Origin of the sequence: Modestobacter sp. VKM Ac-2978 (assembly GCF_026968025.1) — a bacterium.
Lineage (GTDB): Bacteria > Actinomycetota > Actinomycetes > Mycobacteriales > Geodermatophilaceae > Modestobacter.
Genome location: NZ_JAPVBP010000006.1, coordinates 77,128 through 93,623 on the forward strand (window position 1 = coordinate 77,128; position 16,496 = coordinate 93,623).

Consider the following 16,496-nt stretch of genomic DNA (forward strand, 5'->3'; position numbering starts at 1 on the left):
AGGAGGCGACCTGCGACCGGGGTCGCATCCCGGGCCCGCCCCGGGTCGCACCCGTTGGTTGGCCCGCGCACCGCAGGTCTGCCGCCCGTCGAGGGAATTGCGGATCGACCCCGAGTCGCCGTCGACAGCACCGCAGCCGCAGGAGCACAGTCCCGCCATGCCCCCAGCGCAGGCCGTCGGTGTGCGGCCACTCGTCGAGTCCGGCCCCGGCGACGAGGTGGTGGTGATCGCCGGCCTCACCAAGCGCTACGGGCCACGCACCGTCGTCGACGACCTCTCCCTCACCGTGCGGCGTGGGGAGGTGTACGGCTTCCTCGGCCCCAACGGGGCGGGCAAGACGACCACGCTGCGGGCGCTGCTGGGCCTGGTGCGCCCGACCAGCGGGACGGCGTCGGTGCTCGGCCGGCCGGCCGGCTCCCCGTCGGCGGGCGTCGGCGCGCTGATCGAGGGCCCGGGGTTCTACCCGTACCTCTCCGGCCGGGAGAACCTGCGGGTGCTCGCCCGGTACGCCGGTGCACCCGCCGGCCGGGTGGACGCCGTGCTGGGCACCGTCGACCTGACCGACCGCGCCCGGGACCGCTACAGCACCTACTCCCTGGGCATGAAGCAACGGCTGGGCGTCGCCGCCGCGCTGCTCAAGGACCCCGAGCTCGTCGTCCTGGACGAGCCGACCAACGGGCTGGACCCGGCGGGCATCTCCGACATGCGCGCCCTGCTGCGGCGGCTCTCCGCCGACGGCCACACCGTGCTGCTGTCCAGCCACCTCCTCGGCGAGGTCGAGCAGGTCTGCGACCGGGTGGCGGTCATCTCCTCCGGCCGGCTGGTGGTGGAGAGCAGCGTCGACGAACTGCTCGGGCTCCGCCGGCTGGTGATCGAGGCGGAGCCGCTGGGCGAGGCCGCCGCGGTCACCACCCGGCTGCTGGGCCCGGAACGGGTGTCGGTCGTCGACGGGGTCGTGCACGCCCAGGCGGGGCCGGAGGACGCCGCCCGGATCAACCGGGCGCTGGTGCTGGCCGACGTCGAGGTGTCCGGCCTCCGCCAGGAGGCGCAGACCCTCGAGGCGGTGTTCCTGCAGATGACCGGGTCCGAGCTGGCCGCCGCGGGCCCCGAACCGGACGGTCCTCCGGCGCGACGGACCGGACGGCTGTCCCGGGTCTCCCGGAGAGGAGCGGCGCGGTGAGCGCGACGACGCAGACCGATGACCCCGGGGTGGGGACGGCGCAGCCCGCACGCCCCGCCCCGACGACCGGCCGGACGGCGGGGTCGCTGGGGGCCATGGTCCGGGCCGAGCTGACCAAGCTCCTCCGGCGGCCGGCCACCTGGGTGCTGCTGGGGCTGTGGCCGGCGCTGCAGCTGGTGTTCAGCACGGTCATCCCCTACGTGAGCTACCAGCGCGGCGCCACGTTCGAGGGCCTGCCGCCGGAGGTGCTGCTGGCGAGCATGCTGCCCGACCAGCTGGTGCTGAACTCGCTCTCCGGGCTGCCGCTGTTCGGTGGTGCCCTGCTGCTCACCCTCGGTGCCCTGCTGGCCGGCAGCGAGTACGGCTGGGGCACCCTGAAGACGCTGCTCGGCCAGGGCCCTCGCCGCCTCCAGGTGCTGGCGGCTCAGCTCCTGGCCCTGCTCGTGGTGCTGGCCGTGGCCGTGCTGGTGAGCTTCGCGCTGACCGCCCTGGCGAGCGGGGCGATCGCCGCCGGCGAGTCCGCCACCGCCGACTGGCCGACGGTCGGCCGGCTCCTGCGCGGGCTCGGCGGCGGCCTGCTCATCGCGGCCACCTGGGGTGCGCTGGGCCTGTTGCTCGGGCACGCCCTGCGCAGCACCGCGCTGCCGATCGCGCTCGGGCTGGTCTGGGTGCTGGCCGTGGAGAACCTGATCGTGAACGTCGCCGCGCCGTTGCTCGGGGCCTTCGACACCGCCCAGGCCGCGTTGCCCGGGGTCAACGCCGGCTCGCTGGTCGCCGCGCTCGCCGGGCCCGATGCGGCCCTGCGCACCCCCGGGGTGGCGGCGACCGTCGACGGGACCCAGGCCGCCTGGGTGCTCACCGGGTTCCTCGTGCTGTTCACGATCGTGACCGGCCTGCTGCTGACCCGGCGCGACGTCGTCTGAGGGGGTGCCGTCCGAGGCAGCGCGATGTCCCGCCACCTCTCAGACGGCGGAGCTCTCACTGATCAACTCGCCGAGCCGCCGGGCGGCGAAGGCGACCAGGCCACGTGCAGGTAGCAGGACGACTCGAGCGGTGCCAACCGTCGTCGGGCGGATGCCGGCACGCTCCTCGTACTGCCGGCCCAGGAGGGGGAAGTACGTCCCGTTGTCGTCGCCGACGTCGAGGGTCTCCCACCAGACCCGCTCGCCGTCCACCTCGACCGGGTACCGCCGTTGTTTGAGCCGCCGGTGCTGCACCAGCGATTCGGCGTGGTGCAGGAAGCTGTTCCGGTCGTGGCCCACACCCACCAACAGGATCTGGCCGTCCAGGTCGTGCAGCTGCTGGAAGGGTGAACCCGCGCCGACCGCGAAGTGCCAGGGCTGCCCGGCGACGATCTCAGCTGCGTGTGCGCCGACCGCAGCCACCGAGGCCTGCGGGTGCCGGCTGCGTACCGCGTCGGGCAACGTCCGGACCGCCTCCGCCACAGCCCCCATGGGCGAGGGCAGGTCGGGGGTGAAGAACGGCACATCGGCGCGGCGTGCGCGGACGTCACCCCCCGGGACACCGGTCACGGACGGCGCTGGGTCGGCAACCTGCGGGGTGAACGCCGGCACGACGAGCGTCCCGTCCACTCCCACCGCCCGGCGGAGGCTCTCGGCCACAGTGGCTGCTCCGCCGATGACCGTGCCCAGGCTGGACAGCGACGCATGGACGATCACGTTCATCCCGGGGGCGACCCCGGCCCGCTTCCACCCGGCGAGCAAGTCGTCAGCAGACAGTGCGATGGGTGCGCTCACGTGTCCATTCGACCGGCTGTCCATTCCGGACTGCAGAGCCGGGGACTTCCTCAGGCTGCCGGGAGGTCCTCCCGGTTGACCAGGATCGCCAGCTGGGTCCGGGTCCGGACGTCCAGCCGGCGCATCACCGCCGTCAGGTGGCTCTTCACCGTCGCCGAGCTGAGGAACAGCCGGCCGGCGATCTCCTCGTTGCTGAGCCCCTGCGCCACCAGCTCGGCCACCTCGCGCTGGCGCTCGGTCAGCCGGTCGAGGGCCCGGGCCACCACGGTCTGGCTGGGCACCTCCCCGGTCAGGTGGCGCACGAGCTGACTGGTCACGGCGGCGTCGAGGGCGGGCTCCTGGCGGGCGAGGGCGCGCACCGCCTCCACCAGCCGCTGGGCCGCCGCACGACGCGGCAGGAACCCGCGGACCCCGCACTGCAGGACGTCCATCAGGCCGGTCCGGCCACCGCCGCCGGCCTCGGCGAGCACGAGGACGCCCACCCCGCGCTGGCACAGGTCACGCAGCAACGGCAGCGCGGCGCTCCCCACCAGGCTCTGCCGGACGACGACGACGCGGGTCCCGGGGCCGTCGGCGACCGCCACGACCTCCATGAGGTCGGCGGTCTCGACGACGACCGCGATGTCGGGCTGGGCCTCGAAGACCGCACGGAGCCCGAGCCGGAAGACCTCCTGGTCCTCACAGATCAGCACCTGGACCAGGTGCCGGGGCGTCCGCCGCGCGCAGGGCCGGAGGTCGGGCCGCGGTGGCGGGCCGTCGGGCACGACCACGACGTCGTGCAGCACCGCCCGGACGCTCGGTGGGTCGGCAGGCCGCGGGCGCGCATCGGTGTGCCCGGTCTCGGTCCGTGGGTCGGCAAGTCTCATGCGAACTCCCCCTGATGCCACCGCAAGGACCGCCCTCGACCGCCCGGTGGGCCGACGAGAGCAGCGGTGACAGAACGGTAACGGACAATCGAGTTCCTGTGTCGGTTCTCGTCCACGGAACTCACAGCAGGCGCTCAGGCCTGCAGGTCGCCGGCCGCACGGTGGAAGTGGATCGCCAGCTGAGTGCGGTCCCGCAGCCCCAGCCGACGCAGCGCCACCGTGATGTGGCCCTTGACGGTGGCCCGGCTGACGGCGAGCCGTTCGGCGATCTCGGCGTTGGTGAGGCCCTCGGCGACCAGCCGCGACACGGCCATCTGCCGCGCGGTCAGCACCCCGCTGAACGACATCCGAGCGCCGTCGGCCTGCCCCGGTGCGTCCAGCCGGTGCAGCAGCTCGCCGGTGGCCGCCGCGTCCAGCACCATCTCGCCCCGGGCCACCGCCCGCACGCCGTCGACCAGCCGCTGGGGGCTGACCGTGGTGTGCACGTAGCCGCACGCACCGGCCTGCAGGGCGTCGACCAGGTCGCTGCCCGATCCGGGCTCACCGAGCAGGACCACCCGGACCCCCAGTTCGCACAGCGCACGCACCAGCTCGGCCACGACCGGTCCCCACGCCCCGAGGCCGACGACGGTGACGTCGGGCCGGAGCCGGACGGCCAGGGCGAGGGCGTCGGCCGCCGATCCCGCGTCGGCGACCACGCGCAGGTCGGGCGCCCGGAGCAGCACTGCCCGCAGGCCGTGCCGGAGCACCTCGTGGTCGTCGCAGATGAGCACCCGGAAGGGGGCACCGCCGTCGTCCCGGACCGCGCCGTCACCGGCCGGGGCGCCCTGGCGACCGGCAGGTGCCCCGTCGCCGGCCGACCGGGCGACCGCGCCATCGGGCAGCGCCTCGCGGGCCGTGCCGATGTACGGGTCGCCGGTCATCCTTGTCAACTCCGCTCGTGCGGCGCGAGGAGGCGTCCGCCTGGATCTCACCGGTCTCGGAAGTTAGGGGATGACACACGGTGAGCGCCACCGGCTTGGGCGCGTTGTCACCGAACGCACCCAGGGTTCATACCCGGGTCGTGGTCCCCCCGGCCCCGGGTGCACCACCCGACCGCGCCGGGCGGTGGAGGTGACCGACGACGGACGGGCGACCCCGGGCGTCCGGGCGATCCGGTCCCCCTCCTCGCGGTGGAGGCGGCGCCCCCATCCACGCCTCCGGGTGCGCCTGCAGAACCGCCCGTGCGGCCGATGCCGACCGGGCCGGCGCAGACCTAGCGTTCGCCTCGTTGGTCCGATCCCGACGCCCGCAGGAGCAGCCGTGCACGAGACGATGATCATCGCGAAGATGGACCCGGCCCACGCCGACGACGTGGCCGCCGTCTTCGGTCGCTACGACGCGACCTCGATGCCCCACGAGATCGGGGTGCGGCACCGGTCGCTGTTCCAGTTCCACGGCATCTACGTGCACCTGGTCGGCTTCGACCGCCCCCCGGCGGAGGCGATGCAGGTCGCCCAGTCGCTGCCTGCCTTCCGCGCCGTGAGCGATGACCTGAAGCCCTACATCGAGGCGTACAGCCCCACCTGGCGCTCACCGCAGGACGCGATGGCCCGCCGCTTCTACCACTGGACGTCCTCGCCCGAATGAGGCGAGCGACAGCACACGGTTGAGAGGCCGAGATGACACGCTCCTCGATGACCACGCCCGGGGTGTCCGCACCGCCGGCGCCGACGGACTGGACCTCCTGTCCCGCCTGCGGGTGGCTGCTCTACCGCAGACGGCTCGAGCGTGACCTGCACGTGTGCCCGGAGTGCGATGCGCACCTCCGGCTCGGCGCCCGGGCCCGCATCGACCAGCTCGTCGACCCCGAGAGCTTCGCCGAGACGGTCTTCCCAGAACGGGAGGGCGACCCACTCGGCTTCACCGACCTGCGCGCCTACCCCGACCGGCTGCAGGACGCCGCGCACCGCTCCGGGGAGTCCGAGGCGGTCGTCGTGGGGGTGGCCACGATCGGGGGCACCCCCGTGGTGCTGGCCGTCATGGACTTCGGCTTCCTCGGCGGCAGCATGGGCGTGGAGGTCGGGCGCCGGGTGAGCGGCGCCGCCGAGCTGGCGCTCGAGCGGTGCCTGCCGCTGCTGGCCGTGTGCGCCAGCGGCGGGGCGCGGATGCAGGAGGGCGTCTTCTCGCTCTTCCAGATGGCCCGGGTGAGCGAGGCCTTCGGCCGGCTCCGCGAGGCCGGGCTGTTCTCGGTCTGCGTGCTCACCGACCCCACCTACGGGGGCGTGTCCGCCTCGTTCGCCACCCTCGCCTCGGTCCTCGTCGGCGAGCGCGGCGCGCACGTCGGCTTCGCCGGCCCCCGCGTCGTGCAGGAGACGATCCGGGCCGAGCTCCCCAGCGACTTCCAGACCGCGGAGTTCCTGCTGGCCCACGGCCTGGTCGACCGGGTGGAGAGCCGGGCCGAGCTGCGTCCGCTGCTGGTGCGGCTGCTGGCCCTGCACGCGCCGGACCGGCCCCGGGGGGAGGTCGACGAGGAGCCGGACCCCACCGCCCCCGACGTGACGCCGCCCCCGGACAGCGACCCGTGGGACGTCGTCCAGCGGGCCCGGGTGGTGGACCGGCCGACGACGTCGGACTACCTGCACACCGCCTTCGACGACTTCGTCGAGCTGCACGGCGACCGCGCCTTCGGTGACGATCCCGCCCTTATCGGGGGCGTGGCCTCGATCGGCGGCCACAGCGTCGTCGTCCTCGGGCACGAGAAGGGGCACTCGGTCCGCGAACGGGTGGCGCACGAGTTCGGGATGCCCCACCCGGAGGGCTACCGCAAGGCGATGCGGCTGCTCGGGCACGCGGAGGTGCACGGGCTGCCCGTCGTCACGCTCGTCGACACCCCCGGCGCCCATCCGGGACCGGAGGCGGAGGAGCACGGGCAGTCCCACGCCATCGCCGAGATCATCATGCGCAGCAGCCGGCTCCGCGTGCCGGTCGTCTCGGTGGTGACCGGGGAGGGCGGCAGCGGCGGCGCGCTGGCGCTGTGCACCTCCGACCGGCTGCTGGTGCTGGAGAACGCCTACCTGTCGGTGATCAGCCCCGAGGGCTGCGCGGCCATCCTGTGGCGGACGGCCACCGCGGCGCCGACCGCCGCCCGGGCCATGCGCCTGGGTGCGGCCCACCTGTACCGGTCCGGCATCGCCACCTCCGTGGTCGCCGAACCCCCGGGCGGTGCGCACACCGACCCGGCCGAGGCGGCGCGGCTGCTCCGCGCTGCGGTCCGCCGGGAGCTGGACGAACTCGCCGGGCAGGACGTCGACGCCCTGCTGGCGGCCCGGTCGCGGCGGTTCTCCCGCATCGACGTGGACGACGGACGGCCGGTGCGGGCGCTCCAGCCCGTCCTGCCGGTGGAGCGGTGACGTGCGCCCCGGGGAGCTCGCCCAGCGAGCCGAGGTGACCGGCCCGCCCGCCGGCGAGGACGACGAGGTGCGCTCGCTGCGGGAGGACGTGCTGCAGCTGGCCCGGACCCTCCCCGGGGACCTGCGCCGGCTCACCGTGCGCAACGGGGACAGCTCGATCGAGATCGAGTGGGCCACCGAGGACCGTCCGCCCGCCGACGGCGCCGGCGTCGCCGGGCCGCGCGGCCTCACGCTCGCCGCGGACCCCTCCCCCGACACCGACGTGCCGGCGGACCTCACCGCCGTCCACGCCCCCCTGGTCGGCACGTTCTACGCGGCGCCGGCCCCGGACGCCGGGCCCTTCGTCCGGGTCGGCGACGAGGTCGAGGCCGGTCAGACGCTCGGGATCGTCGAGGCGATGAAGCTGATGAACCCGATCGTCGCCGACGAGGCGGGGGTGGTCGCCGAGGTCGTCGTCGGGGACGCCGAGTCGGTGGAGTACGGCCAGGTGCTGATGTACCTGCGCTGCGACGGGGGCCCGCGGTGATCAGCCGGCTGCTCATCGCCAACCGCGGGGAGATCGCCGTCCGCATCGCGCGGGCCTGCCGGGAGCTGGGCATCGAGGTGGTCGCCGCCTGCTCCACCCCCGACCGGGACTCCGCGGTGGTGGAGATGGCCGACGAGAGCGTCCACATCGGCCCGGCCGCACCGCGGCACAGCTACCTGCACGTGCCCAACCTCATCGAGGCGGCACTGCGCACCGGCGCGGACGCCGTCCACCCCGGGTACGGCTTCCTCTCCGAGGACCCCGACTTCGCCGAGATCTGCGACAAGGAGGGCCTCACCTTCGTCGGCCCGCCGCCGGAGGTCATGCAGCAGATGGGCAACAAGGCGACGGCGCGGCGGCTGATGGCCGACGCCGGGCTGCCACTGCTGCCCGGTGTCGTCGAACCGGTCCGGACGGCGGACGAGGGCCGCGCCATCGCCGACGCGATCGGCTACCCGGTGATCATCAAGGCCGTCGCCGGCGGGGGCGGGCGCGGGATGACGGTGGTGACCTCCCCCGCGGAGTTCACCGAGGCCTTCACCAGCACGCGGGCGGTCGCCCGGGCGGTCTTCCGCGACCCGACGGTCTACGTGGAGCGCTACCTGACCCGGGCCCGGCACGTGGAGGTCCAGGTCCTCTGCGACGCCCACGGCTCCGGGATCTCCCTCGGCGAGCGCGACTGCTCGCTCCAGCGGCGGCACCAGAAGCTGCTGGAGGAGGGTCCGGCCGGTCACCTCTCCCCCGAGCAGCGGGAGGAGCTGGGCGCCCTGGCCGTGCGCGGGGCGCTCTCGGTCGGCTTCACCGGGGCGGGCACCGTGGAGTTCCTCGTCGACGAGGCGGGCGCGTACTTCATGGAGATGAACGCGCGGATCCAGGTCGAGCACCCGGTCACCGAGATGCTCACCGGGGTCGACCTGGTCCGCGAGCAGCTGCTGGCCGCCAGCGGCCGACGTCTGCAGCTGCGCCAGGAGGACGTCGTCCCGCGCGGGGCCGCGGTCGAGTGCCGGATCAACGCCGAGGACCCCACCCGCGGCTTCGCCCCCGCACCCGGGCACCTCGACGTGCTGCGCCCCCCGGGCGGCCCGTGGACCCGGTTCGACACCGGCTACCGCCAGGGCGACGACGTGAGCCCGCACTACGACTCACTGCTCGGCAAGCTCGTCGTCTGGGCTCCGGACCGGGACCAGGCGATCCGGCGGATGGACCGCGCGCTGGCCGAGCTGCGGATCGAGGGCCCGGGCCTGCGCACCACCGTCGGCCTGCACCGCGCCCTGCTGCGCCACCCCGACGTGCGCGCCGACTGCCACGACATCGAGTTCCTCGACCGCGCACTGCCCGACCTGCTCGTGCAGTCGGCGGCCCTCGCCGAGAGCTCGACCACGGGGCTGCCCGTCCCGCACGGCCCCCTCCAACTCGTCCCGGCACCCGAGCAGCACCGGCCGGGACCGCCCGTCCCCGTCCCGTCCCTGGAAGGAACACCGCCATGTCCGATCCCGCCATGACCAACGCCCCGTTCACCCTCACCGACCTGATGGACCTGCTGACGGAGAAGGCCGGCCTCCCGCCGGAGTCGCGCACCACCGACCCCGACGCCCACTTCTCCGACATCGGGCTGGACTCGCTGGCCTTCCTCTCGATGCAGACCGAGCTGCACGACCGGTTCGGCACCGAGATGCCCGACGACGACGCGGAGCGCTACACGCTCGGCGACATCGTCGCGACCGTCTCCGCGGCCCAGTCCCAGCCGGCCTGACGAAGGACCCCGTCCACGTCCCGCCTCGCGAGATCGGCGCGAGCCCCTGGACGGGGCCGAACCCCACCGCCACATCCCCTCGACCACCGGAGGACCCAGATGAGCACGCCCGAGAACGACGGCCGGACCGTCGGCCACACCGACAACTCGATCTTCATCGACGCCGGCATCGACCACGTCTGGACGATGACCAACGACCTGCCGTCGTGGCCGGACCTGTTCACCGAGTACGCCGAGGTGGAGGTGCTCGCGCACACCGGCTCGACCTTCCGGTTCCGGCTGAAGATGCACCCGGACGAGAGCGGCCGGGTGTGGAGCTGGGTCTCCGAACGGACCCTGGACGAGGAACGGCACGAGGTGGTGGCGCACCGGGTCGAGCCCGGCCCGTTCGAGTTCATGGACATCCGCTGGAGCTACGCACCGGAGGGCGCGGGCACCCGGATGCGGTGGGTGCAGGACTTCCGGATGCGCCCGGAGGCCCCCATCGACACCGCCGGCATGACCGAGCGGATCGACGCCAACAGCAAGATCCAGATGGCGGTCATCCGGGACAAGGTCGAGGCGGCCGCCCGGCATCCGGAGCCGGCGCGGTGACCGGCCCGCGCACCGGGGCGGCCGTCGTCCTGCCGGGCGAGTGGACGGCCGCACCCGGTGCCCTGGAGGCGTGGCTGCCCGACCCGGCCGCCCGGGACGTCGTGGCCGAGGCCTCCGACGTGCTGGGTCGGGACGTCGTCGCGTGGTGGGGCGACCCGCTCAACCTGCACGACCCGGCGGTCGCCCACCTGGCGGCCCTCGTCGTCGGCGTGGCGGGCTGCCGCAGCCTCGCCTCCGCCGGCCTGCAGCCGGTCGCCGTCGCCGGGCACGGCGTCGGCGAGTACGCGGCCCTGGTGGCTGCGGGCGCCCTCCGGCTGGACCAGGTGGTCGACCTCGTCGACTGCCGGGCCGAGATGCTGGCCCACGGCCCGCGCCCGTCCACCGCGGGCATGGCCGCCGTCGTCGGGCCGGGCGCCGGCGAGGTCGCCCAGGCGGTGGTCGCGGACCTGGGGACCACCTCGGGTCTGGCGATCGCCGCGTACGACGGGCCGTCCCAGGTGGTGCTCTCCGGCTGGTGCCCGGAGCTGGCCCAGGCCCGGGAGGTCGTCGTCGCCGCCGGCCTGGACCTGGTCCGGCTGCCGGGGCGGGCCGCCGGCCACGGTCCGCTGGTGCAGTCGATCGCCGATCGCCTGGCGCCCTCGTTCGACGAGCTGGACTGGTCCGTCCCGGGCGTGCCCGTGCTGTCCAACGTCGACGCCCGGCCCTCCCGCGACCCGGAGCACCTGGCCCGGTGCCTGCAGGAGCACCTCATGTCACCGGTGCAGTGGGAGGCCACCGCACACGCCCTGGTGGCGGACGCGGGGGCGACCTGGGTCGTCGAGGTCGGCGCCGTCCCGACCCTGGGCCCGCTGATCCGCCAGGTCCACCCCGGCCTCCCGGTCCTCCTGGCCACCGGCCCGGGCCTGCCCGGCCCGGACCCCCATGCCGAACACGCGCTCACCGGCGCAGCCCCCAGCAGAGGAGAGAGATGACCACCATCCAGCACCCCACGACGAAGGTGCGGTGCGGACCCACCGTGTCCCGCTCGGACGCGGCCCCCAACCGCCGGCGCGGCGGTGACATCCGGGTGCTGCTCTCGCCGACCAGCGTGGGCGCCACCGCCGGCTTCATGGGCACCCTGACCCTCGAGCCGGGCGAGGTCGTGACCGAGCACTGGCACCCGTACTCGGAGGAGTTCCTGTACTGCGTCTCCGGCGACGTGCTGGTGACGCTGGACGGTGAGGAGCGCCGACTGGGCGGCGAGTCGGCGTTGCACATCCCGATCGGCGTGCGGCACCGGATCGTCAACGACGGCCCGGAGTCGGCGTTCTTCGTCTTCCTCGCCGGCCCGCTGGCCCCACGCCCCGAGCTGGGCCACGTCGACACCGAGCCCTCCCCGGGCTCGATGGGCGTCCGGTGAGCACGACCGGGCGCCGGGTGGTCATCACCGGCATCGGCGTGGTGGCACCCGGCTCGATGGGCCGCGAGGGGTTCTGGGAGATGATCACCGCCGGCCGGACGGCGACCCGGCGGATCACCTTCTTCGACCCCAGCCGCTTCCGCTCCCAGGTCGCCGCCGAGGTCGACTTCGACGGGCGGAAGCTGGGGCTGACCGCCCACGAGGTGTTCCGCAACGACCGCTTCGTGCAGATGGCGATGGTCGCCGCCGACGAGGCGGTCGCCGACAGCGGGCTGGCGCTCGGCGGCGGTGTCGAGGCCACCGACCCGGACCGGGTGGGCGTCGTCCTCGGCAGCGCGGTCGGGGCCACCATGCGGCTGGAGGACGAGTACGTCGCGGTCAGCGACGCCGGCACGCACTGGCTGGTCGACCCGCAGTACGCCTCGCGGTTCCTGCACCACGCGCTGGTGCCCAGCTGCGGGGCGACCGAGCTGGCGGTGCGCTTCGGCGCCTCGGGGCCGGCCACCGTGGTCTCCACCGGCTGCACGTCGGGCATCGACGCCGTGGGGTACGGCAGCCAGATGATCGAGGACGGTGACGCCGACGTCGTCATCGCCGGGGCCAGCGACGCCCCGATCTCGCCGATCTCGATGGCCTGCTTCGACACGATCCGGGCCACCACCGGCAACAACGACGACCCCGAGCACGCCGCCAAGCCCTTCGACGCCCGCCGGGACGGGTTCGTGATGGGCGAGGGCTCCGCGGTGCTGGTGCTGGAGGAGCTCGAGCACGCCCGACGGCGGGGTGCGGAGGTGTACTGCGAGGTCAGCGGCTACGCCAACCGCTGCAACGCCCACCACATGACCGGGCTGCGCCCCGACGGGGTGGAGATGGCCGAGGCGATCCGGCTGGCCCTGGACCAGGGCCGGATCGACGCCGACGAGGTGGGCTACGTCAACGCACACGGCTCGGGCACCAAGCAGAACGACCGGCACGAGACGGCCGCGGTGAAGCTCAGCCTCGGCCCGACCGCCCAGCAGGTCTCGATGAGCTCGATCAAGTCGATGATCGGCCACTCGCTGGGCGCCATCGGCTCGATCGAGATCGCTGCCACCGCACTGGCGGTGCAGCGCGGCGTGGTGCCGCCGACGGCGAACTACGAGGTGCCCGACCCCGAGTGCGACCTGGACTACGTGCCCAACACCGCGCGGGAGCAGAAGGTCGACGTCGCGCTGTCGGTGGGCAGCGGCTTCGGCGGCTTCCAGTCCGCGATCGTGCTGGCCCACCCGACGAGGAGGACCCCATGACCGGGCTGGTCGTCACCGGTATCGGCGTGGTCGCGCCGACCGGCGTGGGCGTGGAGGCGCACTGGTCCTCCCTGGTGCGCGGCGAGCCGGCCATCCGGCCGATCGTCGGCTTCGACCCGACGCAGTACGGCGTCTCGCTGGCCGGGCAGGTGACCGGCTTCGTCCCGGCCGACCACGTCGACCCCCGGCTGATGGTGCAGACCGACCGCTGGACCTGGATGTCGCTGGCGGCGGCCACGCTCGCGGCGCAGGACGCCGGGTACACCGCACCCGAGGACGCCTACGCGACCTCGGTGTTCCTGGCCGCGGGCTCCGGCGGCAACGAGTTCAGCCAGCACGAGATCCAGGGGCTGTGGGCCAAGGGGCCCAAGTCGGTCGGCGCCTACCAGTCGATCGCCTGGTTCTACGCGGCCAGCACCGGCCAGATCTCCATCCGGGACGGCTACAAGGGCCCCTCGGGTGTGGTGGTGAGCGAGGGCGCGGGTGGGCTGGACAGCATCGGCTGGGCCCGCCGCGTCGTGCGCCGCGGCACCCCGGCGGTGCTGGTCGGGGGCACCGAGGCCGGGGTGACCCCCTACGCCCTGCTCTGCCAGGCGACCAGTGGGCGGTTGTCCACGGCGACGGCCCCCGAGGACGCCTACAAGCCCTTCGACCGGCGGGCCTCGGGCCACGTCGTCGGCGAGGGCGGGGCGATCCTGCTGGTCGAGGAGCCCGGCGCCGCCCGGGCCCGCGGGGTGGAACGGGTGTGGGGCGAGGTGGTCGGCCACGGCGCCACGCACGACGCCCACCACCACGCCGACCCCGCACCGGACGCCCGGCAGTACGCCCGGGCGATCCAGCTCTCCCTCGCCGACGCCGGGATCACCCCGGACGAGGTGGACCTGGTCCTCGCCGACGCGGCCGGGGTGCCGGAGCTGGACGCCCTCGAGCTGGAGGCGCTGCAGCGCGTGTTCGGCGGGCGCGCCGACCCGGTGCCGGTGACCGCGCCGTCGTCCTTCACCGGACGGCTGATGGCCGGTGGCTCGGCGCTCAACGTGGCCACCGCCCTGCTGGCCATGCGGGACGGGATCGTGCCCGGCACCGCGTACCTCGACGACCCGGTCGACGCCCCCGGGCTCGACCTCGTCCAGCACAGCCGGGCCCAGCAGGTCGAGACGGCCGTCGTCCTCGCCCGCGGGTTCGGCGGCTTCAACAGCAGCCTGGTGCTGCGCCGGCCCACCGAGGAGAGGACGTCATGACGACGTTGGAGGACGCGGCTCCCACCACCGACACCGAGCCGGGCGGCGCGGTCCGCACCCTGCTGCGGATGCGGGTGCGGGAGGGCTGCGAGGAGCAGTTCGAGGAGGCGTGGCGTACGGCGGCGGTCCAGATCGCCGGGGAACCGGGCAACGTCAAGCAGGAGCTGATGCGGGACGCCGACGACGCCCGCACCTTCCTCATCGTCGGCGAGTGGGCCGACCGGGCGGCGGCGGACGCGTTCGGCCGGTCCGCCGCCCGGGAGGCGCTGACCGCCTCGCTCCGGGACCTGCGGGAGGACGCCGACCGCAGCACCTACGAGATCCGCTACGGCATCGCCGGCGGCGAGCAGGCCTCGCACGTCCGGGTGGACATCAGCACCCGGGTAGCCCCGGGCGAGGAGGAGGCGTTCGAGCGGGCCTACGCCGTCGTCACCGACCGGCTGCGCGGGACGCCGGGCCTGATCCGGGAGGAGCTGCTCCGCGAACCCGGCTCGGACATCTTCCACATCTTCGCCGAGTGGGAGTCCGACCAGGACTTCCGCAACTGGGTGGACGACCCCTCGCACGCCGACCAGAGCGGGCCGCTGATCCGCTGGCTGTCGGTCTTCTTCGAGCGCAAGCTCTACGAGATCCGCTTCCGCCCGCAGGAGGCCGGGGTCCGCGGCGTCCGGGCCACCCGTCCCGCACCGGCCCCGGCGGCGCCGGAGACCACCAGCGTGCCGGCACCCCGGGCCGAGCCGGCGGTCGCGGCCGCTCCCCCGCCGGTGGACGTCCCGACCCGCACCGCGTGCGAGGTGCTGGTGGTCGGCGCGGGCCCGACCGGGCTGACCGCGGCGATCGAGCTGGCCCGGCGCGGGATCGCCGTCCGGGTGGTGGACAAGCGTGCCCAGCCGGCCGCCCAGGCGGACAAGGCCATCGGCGTGCACTGCCGGACGATGGAGATCTGGGAGGACCAGGGCATCGTCACCGAGGCGATGGACGCCGGCAGCTGGCTGCACGGGCAGACGGTGTTCGTCAACGGCAAGCAGACCCACCAGGTCGACTGGTCCGGGCTGGAGGAGCTGCCCTACGCCCACCTCGGGCTGCCGCAGTACGAGACCGAGCGGATCCTCGGGGACCGGCTGACCTCCCTCGGCGTCCCGGTCGACCGGGGGGTCGAGGTCACCGGCTTCAGCCAGGACGACGACGGCGTCACCGCGGAGCTCGTCGACGCGGCGGGCAACCGGTCGAGCACCCGCGCGCAGTACCTGATCGGCGCCGACGGGTCCGGCAGCGTGGTGCGGGAGCAGCTCGGGCTCACCTTCGACGGTGGCCTGTCGATGTTCCCGCAGCTGTTCATGCTCGGGGACGTCGACGTCGACTGGGAGATGCCGCCGGGCCACCTGGTGCGCTGGGTGCGGATCGAGGAGGACGGCGACTTCACCGGGATGCTGGTGTGCGTGCCGCTCAAGGGCGCCCACCGCTACCGGGTGGCGACGCTGGCCCCGCAGCGGCTGCAGAAGACGATCGGCAGCGGGGTGGTGCCGCCCGGGTTCTGGAAGGAGTACGACCCGCCGGGACTGGCCGACATCCAGGCCGCGATCGACGACCTCGGCCCGGCCGGGACGACGGCGAGCAACCTGCGCTGGTCGTCGATCTTCCGGGTCAAGCACGGCATCGTCGACCGGTACCGCACCGGCCGGGTGTTCGTCGCCGGGGACGCCGCCCACCTGCACCCGCCGGCCGGGGGCCAGGGCATGAACACCGGCATCCAGGACGCCTGGAACCTGTCCTGGAAGGTGGCCCTGGCCGTCCGCGGGCAGGCCTCCCCCGGGCTGCTGGACAGCTACGAGGCCGAGCGCCGGCCCGCCGGCAAGGCCATCGTCGACCGCGCCGTGGCCATCGCGTTCACCGACGAGATGGACATGGACGACGAGCGGGCGCAGTTCCTGCTCGAGATGCAGATGACGATGAACTACGCCGGCAGCCCGCTGGTCGGGGAGTCGGGCGGCTCGGCGGCGTTCACCGGTGGGCCGCAGCCCGGGCACCGGGCACCGGACGTGCTGGGGCTGCGCCGGTTCGGCGTCGCGCACGACCTGCGGCTGTTCGAGCTGACCCGGGGCACGCACGCGACCCTGCTGCTGTCCGCCGGTGAGGGCGTCGGGGCCGAGGAGCTGCGCGCGCTGGAGGAGCTGGCCGCATCGGTCCGGCAGGACACCGGGGGGCAGGTGCGGCCGTACCTGATCGCCGGCCCGGACGTCGCCGTCCCACCGCTGGTCGACCTGCCGGTGCTCCGGGACGCGCGGGGCGCCTACGCCGCCGCGTACGGCACCGCCGGTGCCGGGACGGCGGCGTACCTGGTGCGGCCCGACGGGCACGTCGGCTTCCGGACCCGGCCGGTGAGCGAGCCGGCGCTGCGCGAGCACCTGGCGGGGGTGTTCGCCGGCTGAGACCCGGGCCCGCGCGGCCGGCGACCGCCGGCCGCGCGGGCCCACCGGGTAACACGGAGTTCATCGGTCGACGTCT

At 74.4% G+C, this 16,496-nt stretch carries 16 protein-coding genes; 13 read left to right on the forward strand and 3 right to left on the reverse strand.

Translation table 11 applies throughout. The features are described 5' to 3' along the window. The first annotated feature begins 157 nt into the window (after positions 1 to 157). Together O2W53_RS15530 and O2W53_RS15535 are read left to right on the forward strand one after the other, a co-directional pair. Positions 158 to 1,180: an ABC transporter ATP-binding protein gene (locus tag O2W53_RS15530; RefSeq protein WP_269163963.1), complete on the forward strand. Its 1,023-nt coding sequence runs from the start codon at positions 158 to 160 to the stop codon at positions 1,178 to 1,180. Further along, on the forward strand, positions 1,177 to 2,103 hold the full coding sequence (locus tag O2W53_RS15535) for an ABC transporter permease subunit (RefSeq protein ID WP_269163964.1): 927 nt from the start codon (positions 1,177 to 1,179) through the stop codon (positions 2,101 to 2,103). Before O2W53_RS15530 ends, O2W53_RS15535 begins: the two co-directional genes overlap by 4 nt. A 39-nt stretch (positions 2,104 to 2,142) precedes the next feature. On the opposite strand, the gene O2W53_RS15540 is transcribed toward O2W53_RS15535, so the two are convergent. The 3 genes from O2W53_RS15540 to O2W53_RS15550 form a co-directional block, all read right to left on the reverse strand. After that, positions 2,143 to 2,937 carry an aminoglycoside N(3)-acetyltransferase gene (locus O2W53_RS15540; RefSeq protein ID WP_269163965.1) on the reverse strand — a complete coding sequence of 265 codons (795 nt, stop codon included), beginning with the start codon at positions 2,935 to 2,937 and terminating at the stop codon, positions 2,143 to 2,145. A gap of 50 nt (positions 2,938 to 2,987) precedes the next feature. Next, on the reverse strand, positions 2,988 to 3,803 hold the full coding sequence (locus tag O2W53_RS15545) for a response regulator transcription factor (protein ID WP_269163966.1): 816 nt from the start codon (positions 3,801 to 3,803) through the stop codon (positions 2,988 to 2,990). A gap of 134 nt (positions 3,804 to 3,937) precedes the next feature. Further along, on the reverse strand, positions 3,938 to 4,726 hold the full coding sequence (locus O2W53_RS15550) for a LuxR C-terminal-related transcriptional regulator (RefSeq protein WP_269163967.1): 789 nt from the start codon (positions 4,724 to 4,726) through the stop codon (positions 3,938 to 3,940). A gap of 379 nt (positions 4,727 to 5,105) precedes the next feature. Between O2W53_RS15550 and O2W53_RS15555 the strand changes: the two genes are divergently transcribed. From O2W53_RS15555 to O2W53_RS15605, 11 genes are all read left to right on the forward strand, one after another. Next, entirely contained in the window at positions 5,106 to 5,432 is a 327-nt protein-coding gene (locus tag O2W53_RS15555) for a TcmI family type II polyketide cyclase (protein ID WP_269163968.1), read from the forward strand. 47 nt (positions 5,433 to 5,479) lie between these two features. Beyond that, on the forward strand, positions 5,480 to 7,195 hold the full coding sequence (accA, locus tag O2W53_RS15560; RefSeq protein ID WP_269163969.1) for an acetyl-CoA carboxylase carboxyltransferase subunit alpha/beta: 1,716 nt from the start codon (positions 5,480 to 5,482) through the stop codon (positions 7,193 to 7,195). Position 7,196: 1 nt separating this feature from the next. Beyond that, positions 7,197 to 7,721 carry an acetyl-CoA carboxylase biotin carboxyl carrier protein gene (locus O2W53_RS15565; RefSeq protein WP_269163970.1) on the forward strand — a complete coding sequence of 175 codons (525 nt, stop codon included), beginning with the start codon at positions 7,197 to 7,199 and terminating at the stop codon, positions 7,719 to 7,721. After that, positions 7,718 to 9,223, forward strand: coding sequence for an acetyl-CoA carboxylase biotin carboxylase subunit (locus O2W53_RS15570; RefSeq protein WP_269163971.1), 1,506 nt, complete (start codon positions 7,718 to 7,720; stop codon positions 9,221 to 9,223). Before O2W53_RS15565 ends, O2W53_RS15570 begins: the two co-directional genes overlap by 4 nt. Then, complete coding sequence (locus O2W53_RS15575) at positions 9,205 to 9,474, forward strand: acyl carrier protein (RefSeq protein WP_269163972.1); 270 nt, start codon at positions 9,205 to 9,207, stop codon at positions 9,472 to 9,474. The genes O2W53_RS15570 and O2W53_RS15575 overlap by 19 nt, the downstream gene beginning before the upstream one ends. A gap of 99 nt (positions 9,475 to 9,573) precedes the next feature. Then, positions 9,574 to 10,068 carry an SRPBCC family protein gene (locus O2W53_RS15580; protein WP_269163973.1) on the forward strand — a complete coding sequence of 165 codons (495 nt, stop codon included), beginning with the start codon at positions 9,574 to 9,576 and terminating at the stop codon, positions 10,066 to 10,068. Next, positions 10,065 to 11,039 (forward strand): ACP S-malonyltransferase, encoded by a 975-nt coding sequence (locus O2W53_RS15585; protein WP_269163974.1) that lies wholly within the window; start codon positions 10,065 to 10,067, stop codon positions 11,037 to 11,039. Before O2W53_RS15580 ends, O2W53_RS15585 begins: the two co-directional genes overlap by 4 nt. Further along, entirely contained in the window at positions 11,036 to 11,467 is a 432-nt protein-coding gene (locus O2W53_RS15590) for a cupin domain-containing protein (RefSeq protein ID WP_269163975.1), read from the forward strand. Before O2W53_RS15585 ends, O2W53_RS15590 begins: the two co-directional genes overlap by 4 nt. Continuing rightward, a complete protein-coding gene (locus O2W53_RS15595; protein WP_269163976.1) occupies positions 11,464 to 12,753 on the forward strand; it encodes a beta-ketoacyl-[acyl-carrier-protein] synthase family protein in 1,290 nt (429 codons plus the stop codon). The genes O2W53_RS15590 and O2W53_RS15595 overlap by 4 nt, the downstream gene beginning before the upstream one ends. Next, entirely contained in the window at positions 12,750 to 13,991 is a 1,242-nt protein-coding gene (locus O2W53_RS15600; RefSeq protein ID WP_269163977.1) for a beta-ketoacyl synthase N-terminal-like domain-containing protein, read from the forward strand. Before O2W53_RS15595 ends, O2W53_RS15600 begins: the two co-directional genes overlap by 4 nt. Beyond that, positions 13,988 to 16,420 (forward strand): FAD-dependent oxidoreductase, encoded by a 2,433-nt coding sequence (locus O2W53_RS15605; protein ID WP_269163978.1) that lies wholly within the window; start codon positions 13,988 to 13,990, stop codon positions 16,418 to 16,420. The genes O2W53_RS15600 and O2W53_RS15605 overlap by 4 nt, the downstream gene beginning before the upstream one ends. The last annotated feature ends 76 nt before the right edge of the window (positions 16,421 to 16,496 follow it).